Genomic DNA, 7,654 nt, shown 5'->3' with positions numbered 1-7,654 from the left:
TACATGCTTTTCAGCCCATCATTATCATGGCTAGTAAACAGCAAAGGCGACTCTCTGCCAGAGTGCTGCACTCCATTGGAAAGCGGTAATACGTAAGAAGCCACTAATCCACACAATTCTATGGGTTTCCCCCGGCTCACAAGAAATTGTGAGCCATTTTAGTCTGCCAATTACCACCAATCCTAAACGATAATCTTACACAGGCTTTTGAACCTTATAGTTCAAATGTTAATATAGTTGGCTGAGGGAGTTTGATATCACGGCGATAAAGGAAAAGTTTTGAACACTAAAAGTAGAATTCAGTGGTGGCCATGGTTGGCGGTATACGCAATGGTTGTCTTGCTATTGGCTGGGTGCTCAAACAAATCCAATCGTGACTACACCAAACTGCCAAAAGGCAGTTATAACGATAAATCGTATACTGTTAAGTCAGGTGACACACTTTATTTTATTGCATGGATCAGTGATAGCGAAGTGAGTGACCTTGCCCGCATCAACAGGCTCCGCCACCCCTATAGACTTGAGGTTGGGCAAAAACTTCAGCTCAGCGGTGCTGCTGCGTCCGGGCGGCTAACATCAACGAAGCGTAAATCCTCAAATACTGTACTCGCTGCATCGACACCACCACCGGGTGCGAATCGATGCTGGCGCTGGCCGACTAATGGCCAAATAATATCGCGCTACTCCACCGCCGACGGTGGTAATAAAGGCATTGATATTACGGCTAAACGTGGGCAACCAATCTACGCGTCGGCCAAAGGGCGAGTGGTGTATGTCGGGAATCAGTTACGTGGTTATGGCAACCTGATAATGATTAAACACGGTGAGGATTTCATCACCGCTTATGCCCATAACGACACCATGCTAGTGAATATTGCTCAAGATGTAAAAGCGGGGCAAAAAATAGCCACCATGGGCAGCACCGGAACAGACACGATAATGTTGCATTTCCAAATCCGTTACCGAGCAACCGCACTTGATCCACTACGCTATCTGCCACCACAAGGGGCAGCGCCTAAGTGTTAGCAGACCACGGTGTAAGTAGTCGTTAAGTGTTTTAGCGGTATCAAATAAGCAAAAGGCTCCGGTTCAGGAGCCTTGTTTTATTCTTCAGCACTTGAGGCTATCGTTACGCCAGTACTTCTTTCACGAAAGCTTTAATCTCTTCAACTTGGCAGTTATCAAAGAAGCACTGCTGGAAACGTGCACCGCTTACTGCGGTTTTCACTAATTCACGGTCAATAGAGCGCAGTGTATCGAGATAGTTTTCTTTCACTACCGCAGCTTTCACTTGGTTCAAAATACCCGCATTACGTACCTGCGGCTCTTTACGATCCAGCGGGTAACCTTCCCCCTTCACGCCAGTAAACGCTTTTTCAAAGATATAACGCACATTTAATTCAGCACCCCAGCCAAAACCTTTGGCGAATGGCAGTGACAATGCATTACCGTTATTGATCTGAGCAAACAGGAAAGCGTCAGCAGGATCGATGCAATATCCACATACAACACCTGGATGGATGTTTAATGACATCATTGCGCCTTGGCCTGTACCACAGCCAGTAACCACAAAATCCACTGCTTTAGAATTGAGCAGAACGCTGGCCATGATCCCCAGATGAATATAAGTCAGGTGATGGTCGTTTTCATCACTCATGCCCACGTTGTATACCGGGTACGCTTTTTCCGAGGCTACAGCATTCAGCTCTTTCAGAATTATGGCGTTTTTAGTTGCCTGACTGTTTTCCATCATCAGTGCAATTTTCATTATGTTCTCTCCTTTGCGCCAATGAGCTGTGGCCCATTGGGTGTGATAGTTAGACTTGACTGTGCAGAACATAGCACTCTAAAAACAAAATTTCAATTTTAATGAAAAGATGTTTTATAAATATCACATTTTGAGATTTAGTCGCTATGCATCCTACCGGATAACCATAAAAATTGCGGGTGTATGTAGCTGTGTGCGTCACTCATCTGCGACGAATACAAAATCAAATGGGTCAATGTTTGGCCTACCGACCCAAATGCTCGCTTGAATAACAGACAAAAAGACCATGCGGATGCATGGTCTTCTCTTACTGGAAATAATCGACAACACTAACTTTAGTGATGCAACATCTCGTGAACTATTTCATCTTTGCCTAATGTGATTGGATAAAACGTTGGCCAGTTATCCATTTCTTTAAGCAATGCTTCATGCGACTCATTGCTCGTGTAAATATGAAAATGATGGGATTTTTGTGGTTCTATTATATGGTCACTGAATTGGACAAATTTTGGTGCTTGTGAGTTAGCATCTTTACATTCGAATAAATAGCGTACTCCCTTCTTCCCAGAGTCATAGTGCATTATTTTAAAGCCAGAGTAGCTATACTTACATGAATTAACGGCATCTGAGGTGTGAAAATCAATAGTGTTATTCTCTATACCAATCATAGTGATATCAGTATGATAGCCCCGGCGGTAATACTCTCGGTATTCTGTAAGCGTTTTATCTTTATTTTTTTTCGCTTTATTAACGAGTATCGAATCCAGATCCCCTTTTAATAGATAGGGATTAACCGATTGCCAGACCCCATCCCAATCACTCAGCCCCCTATCCTTAACATCTTTGTCTGCAAAGATACCTTCACTTGCCGTGCGTGCAGCATCCGATTGATGGTGCTCATGTGAGTGGCTATGTTTACCGTGCGCAAATGATTTAAAACTGATTAATGAAACACAAACACTCAATGCAATTATGGATAGGTAGTTATATTTTTTAGACATCAATAGCTCCTTGTTGAATAGCACAAGTGTAATGTTATACTATTACATATATGCTAATCAATAGACGCTTGCACAGTAGGCCACCAGATATTAGCTGCCGTCGCTGAGGCCGAGCATCGACCTATCCTGGAGAAGGCAAATGGCGGTTGTGCCGCTGCAATGACGACCAAAATTAAGTCAGGGCGAAAACCACAAATGAAATCAGACATGGCTATTATTTTTATTAACAAAAAAGCGGGTTATGGCAAAACCGGGATGTCGAGAACCCCTGATTTCCGTTTAGAGAAGAAAGTTAAGGCCGCTATTTAGGCTTACATTGCCTCTAGTTCTTTCTGAGTTCGTCGACAGTACGCAAAAGCTAGCGGTCGAATAACTTTATGGGGCAGACGCCAGACGTCGGGCAGCTTCTATGACAGAGGATCTCCGTCTGGCATGTTCTTCTGCGCTATCTGGTCCCGTTAACATGCGCGCGACCTGTGGAACGGCAGACCACCATCCGGCCAAGGCTAACACCAAAAAAGCCAGATGATCTGCCCCAATGGCTTGGGTAACTATTCCCTCGCGCTGCCCATCGCTCACGGCCTGAATCTTGTATCCATAGTATTCGCGTCGCTGTTCTTCGTCCGGCACCTCATCACTGAATATCAACCCTTCCCAGCGCATGAGCCGACTCAGTTCAGGATTGTCGAGGTGATAATCGTAAGCACGGCCAGCGTAATCGCCAATATCTTCAACCGCAAAGGATGTAATGGGCAACGCCGATGCCACCTTGGCCAACTCACTACGTAATACGGCTGAGAACAGCGCTCGCTTATCGCCAAAGTAATTATAAACACGCTCCTTGTTTACCCCGGCCAACTTGGCAACCCGCTCAAGGGTAGTGCCATCGGGTCCGAGTCGGGCGAATTCGGTCATCGCAGCGTCCAGAATTTTGCGTTTCGTCCCTTCAGTATCCCAAGCCATTTTTCTTCTCTCTCATTTATGGGTTGTTGCTATCACGTAATCATACTATAGTTATTTCCAACTAAAACGTTGGAGTTGTAATTTTACTTTATAATCGGAGTCTGAACTATGAAAAACACCATCCTCATCTGTGGATATGGCCCGGGTATTTCCCATGCAGTCGCTCGCCGTTTTGGTAAGGCGGGTCATCCCGTAGCCTTGATTGCGCGCAATGCTCAGCGTCTCGCTGATGCGGTAACGGAATTGACCGCCGAAGGCATCCAGGCTCGCGCTTTCCCAGCCGATCTGAGCGATATTAAAGCGATTCGACATGCCGTCACGAACGTGCATGAGATAATGGGGCCTATAGGTATCCTGCACTGGAACGTTTTTCTCGATATCGAAGGTGACCTGCTGTCCACTCAGCCCGCAGATCTGAGCAAGAGTTTCGATCTCCGCGTTGTTGGCTACATCACTGCCGTACAAGAGAGCATGAACGACCTTGCGGCATCAAAAGGTACCGTACTGGTTACCAGCGGCGTCATGGCGCTCGATGACCCACAAATCAATGCGTTCGCCATCGATTATGCTGCGATTGCCATCAGCGTTGCAGCTCAACGTAAAACGACCCATATTCTGGCGCATACCCTCGCGTCACATGACATTCATGTCGGTGAGGTGATCGTCAACGGCTTCGTTGAGGGAACACCGGGCGGTGTGGGTAAAAGTGATACCGTCGCACCAATGGACATCGCTGACCAATTCTGGGAACTGCATACTGCACGTCAGGTACATTCCGTCATCGTTGGGGGTGCTGTACCGATATCGGAAGCAGGGTTCCATGGCTGAAAATACGCAAGTCTCAGGCTTGGCTGATGAGGCCTTCAGCAAGCCCCCTCACCTCGGGCCAGCTCATTACGCGAGTGGGCCGGGTGTCACGCTACTGGTCGCGGTCGCCCTGTTGGTGCTGACCCAGCTTTACCTGGCAATCCCTTTGCTGACGTACGTCGGTCACTCTTTCAGTCCGGCAACACCGGGGGCCGTCTCGTTCGCGCTGGCCACTTGTTTCAGCCTGGCCTATGCTGGCGGGTTCCTGCTCTGGGGGCCGTTATCGGATCAGTATGGTCGTCGGCCAGTGATGCTGATGGGGCTGAGCGCCCTGTCGATTGCCACACTTGCCTGCGCCTTCGTGCCTTCGCTGCCATGGTTGGCGGGACTTCGGATGTTACAGGGGCTGGCTGCGTCCAGTTTTGCCCCCGTAGCACTGGCCTATCTTGCGGAAGCGGTGCCGACACGTCACCGAGCAACCGCCATCGGGGCCATGTCTACGTCTTTCCTCGTGGCGGGTATCCTTGGGCAAGTGTTCGCGGCCTGGGTGGCGTTACGATGGGATTGGTTCTGGGTATTTCTGATCACAGGAGGCGGTCTTGTGGTCATGCTTCCATTAATTGCGTTGATGATAAAGGAACCGGCACGCACTATCGTTGAGGGTCATCTGGGCCATCGTTTCGTGGCATTGGGCAAGATTGCCGTGCGGCCTGCCATTCTGCTGCTGTCATTTGCACACATCACACTTCTCCTGTCTTTCGTTGCGATGTATACGGCGTTGGGGCCGCATCTGGCGGGCTTGAACCTTTCTCCTGCCACAGTCATTGCACTGCGCCTGGTTGGATTGCCAGGGATGTTCATGGCGTTGCTGGTCGGGCCGCTTGCTGTTCGGATCGGGATGCCGGGCGTTGCGGGAGCAGGTTATCTGGTTGCGGCCGTGGGCTTGGCCCTAGAGGCTGTGTTAGCGCAATCGCTGACTGGTATTGCCATTGGGAGTCTGGTCTTCGTGGTCGGCGTCGCTCTCGCTATCCCGGCAATGATCACCCAGTTTGGTGATCTGGCGGTACCTAACCGCGCCGCGGGCATGGCCCTCAATGGTTTTGTCCTGTTTATCGGTGCCAGCATCGGTCCATTTATCCTGTCCTGGGTGCCCGGCTTCGTCCCGCTATTGGTGGGGCTTGCGGTGGCACTTTTACTGGCCACTGTCTGCGTTGCGGGCAGTGCATCGCTTGCTTCATCCACGAGGAAATCATGAATTCTATCCGTTTTTCGCTCTCTTCAGTCCTGACTTCCTACCGTTGGATCCTGGTGTTCCGCATCAGTCTAGGGCTTACCACTGCTCTGTCTGCTTTCGCGTTGCAAACAGCCTCCGGTGCGGTTGGAGATAACCCGATCAGCATCCCAGATACTCATCATCAAACCAGTCAGCGTCCGGTCACTCTGGATGGTCAGCCCGCCGCACTCAGCCGTTACGAGAGACGCGATGAGCGCAATGCCTTCCTGGAGGGAGAACACTTTAGTACGGTGATCGCCGCCGATGGCACACTCAAGGGTTTTGCCAACATCTCGCTCGACCTGGTGGGAAAACCGTTACCGCCTGGTGAGCGCGCTGAGCAGATTGCGGCAGAGTTCTTGCGTAAGGCTGCGCCCGACTTGCTGACCAGCCTGGGGAGAGCGTCTGTTACTCTCCATGATGAACCTATTCTCCTGTCACGCGCAGGCCGTAACGAGACCGTTCAACTCACCGGTTTAAAATTCAAGGCACGCAATCTGGCTGATGGGCGTTGGTTCTGGGTCATCATCGGTAGCGATGAGAAACCGATGCTGTTCGAGCGCGATCTGGAATGGGCAACCCTGCTCGCTCGCCGCAAAACGGAACAATGGCTGCATGACCGATGGATAAAGGCACAAGATGCCCAACAGATCAGTAAACCAAGCCGTTGGAGTTTGCCATGGACTCATTAACTCAGATTGTTCTTGGCAGCAGTGTCGCCGCACTTGTCGTCCCCCCGCATCATCGACGCCAGGCAATACTGGCGGGTGGAGTACTTGGTACTTTGCCCGANCTGGACGTGCTCTGGTTCAACGTGTTCAGCAGTGATGTGGTTACAGAAGTGACCTGGCACCGTGGTCCATCGCATTCACTCTTGATGCTAACGTTGTTGGGATTACTGCTTTGGCTCTTGCTCAAGTCTCGCAGTTCGCTGGTTCGAGGTGCCCCGTTGCGGTGGCGGTTGGCGATCTGGCTGGCCCTGATAACACATCCGTTGCTGGATGCCTTTACCGTCTACGGTACGCAGGTGTTATGGCCCATGAAGACCCCACCCGTCATGTGGGCGACAATCTTCGTCATTGATCCGTTGTATACAGTGCCGTTGCTGATAGGGGTTATGGCTGCCTGGCAGCTTTCACCACATAAAACTGAGCAGCAAACGAGTGGCTCAGGCCGAGACAGGGCGGCACGCAATTGGTTGGTAGCAGGCTTGCTCGTGAGCTCGGCCTACCTGGCTTGGAGTGTTGCCGCCAAATCTCTGGTTGACCGGGTAGCCTCGCCAAGCCTGGCTGTTCTGAACTTGCAGAATGCCCCGCGTTTTTCTACACCGCTTCCGTTCAACACGCTGGTTTGGCGGGTGATTGTGATGGTACCGGATGGCTACTGGCTCGGTGACCGGTCCCTTGTCGCGGATCGGGGAGCGATGCAATTTACTTTTCACGAAAGCGACAACCAGGCGTTGGCGCAGTTGACATCCGTACCGCAGTTGAAACGTCTATTGTGGTTCACACATGGGTTTATCGCCGCTCACGCTCAGCGACGTGAGGATGGCGAGCTTCGGCTAACCCTTGCAGATCTGCGAATGGGGTTAGAGCCCGATTATTTTTTCCGCTATGACATTGCTGGCATAGATGAAGGTGGCCACTGGGCAGCAGCAGCAGAAATTACCCAATTGCCTGAGTCGGGTGATACCGCCAAGATGCTAAGCTGGGTGTGGAGGCGTATTTATGACAGTAAAGCAACGCCATGAGTGACAAATGGCATTGTAATACTCTAGAACAAGGTTAATTGATTTATTGGATTATTTTCGCTAAACGGTGACTATCTGTAAGCCAATGCATT

8 protein-coding genes are annotated in these 7,654 nt (G+C 50.3%); 5 read left to right on the top strand and 3 right to left on the bottom strand.

Annotated features, from left to right (window positions below):
• The first annotated feature begins 297 nt into the window (after nt 1-297).
• A complete protein-coding gene (gene actS / locus V1952_RS18190) occupies nt 298-1,026 on the top strand; it encodes an amidase activator ActS (protein WP_372559891.1) in 729 nt (242 codons plus the stop codon).
• A 103-nt stretch (nt 1,027-1,129) separates the two neighbouring features.
• Here the strand turns inward: actS and V1952_RS18185 are convergent, their stop codons facing one another.
• The 3 genes from V1952_RS18185 to V1952_RS18175 all read right to left on the bottom strand — a co-directional run bounded on the left by V1952_RS18185 (nt 1,130) and on the right by V1952_RS18175 (nt 3,732).
• Nucleotides 1,130-1,768, bottom strand: coding sequence for an RpiB/LacA/LacB family sugar-phosphate isomerase (locus V1952_RS18185; protein ID WP_420075268.1), 639 nt, complete (start codon nt 1,766-1,768; stop codon nt 1,130-1,132).
• A 335-nt stretch (nt 1,769-2,103) separates the two neighbouring features.
• Nucleotides 2,104-2,769, bottom strand: coding sequence for a metal-binding protein ZinT (gene zinT / locus V1952_RS18180; protein ID WP_420075267.1), 666 nt, complete (start codon nt 2,767-2,769; stop codon nt 2,104-2,106).
• A gap of 375 nt (nt 2,770-3,144) precedes the next feature.
• Nucleotides 3,145-3,732, bottom strand: coding sequence for a TetR family transcriptional regulator (locus V1952_RS18175; protein ID WP_042569675.1), 588 nt, complete (start codon nt 3,730-3,732; stop codon nt 3,145-3,147).
• Between the two features lie 108 nt (nt 3,733-3,840).
• Between V1952_RS18175 and V1952_RS18170 the strand changes: the two genes are divergently transcribed.
• Genes V1952_RS18170 through V1952_RS18155 form a run of 4 tightly spaced genes read left to right on the top strand, consistent with a single transcriptional unit; the run spans nt 3,841 to nt 7,562 of the window.
• Entirely contained in the window at nt 3,841-4,560 is a 720-nt protein-coding gene (locus V1952_RS18170) for an SDR family NAD(P)-dependent oxidoreductase (protein ID WP_420075266.1), read from the top strand.
• Nucleotides 4,553-5,794, top strand: a complete 1,242-nt coding sequence (locus V1952_RS18165) for an MFS transporter (RefSeq protein WP_420075265.1) — start codon at nt 4,553-4,555, stop codon at nt 5,792-5,794. The genes V1952_RS18170 and V1952_RS18165 overlap by 8 nt, the downstream gene beginning before the upstream one ends.
• Entirely contained in the window at nt 5,791-6,504 is a 714-nt protein-coding gene (locus tag V1952_RS18160; RefSeq protein WP_420075264.1) for a hypothetical protein, read from the top strand. Before V1952_RS18165 ends, V1952_RS18160 begins: the two co-directional genes overlap by 4 nt.
• Nucleotides 6,492-7,562: a metal-dependent hydrolase gene (locus V1952_RS18155; protein WP_420075263.1), complete on the top strand. Its 1,071-nt coding sequence runs from the start codon at nt 6,492-6,494 to the stop codon at nt 7,560-7,562. The genes V1952_RS18160 and V1952_RS18155 overlap by 13 nt, the downstream gene beginning before the upstream one ends.
• The last annotated feature ends 92 nt before the right edge of the window (nt 7,563-7,654 follow it).

The sequence above is a fragment of the Yersinia sp. 2542 StPb PI genome (genome assembly GCF_048593855.1).
In the GTDB taxonomy this organism is placed as follows: Bacteria; Pseudomonadota; Gammaproteobacteria; order Enterobacterales; family Enterobacteriaceae; genus Yersinia; species Yersinia enterocolitica_E.
The sequence above is the reverse complement of the archived record's forward strand: the minus strand, read 5'-3'. Positions and strand labels throughout refer to the sequence as shown.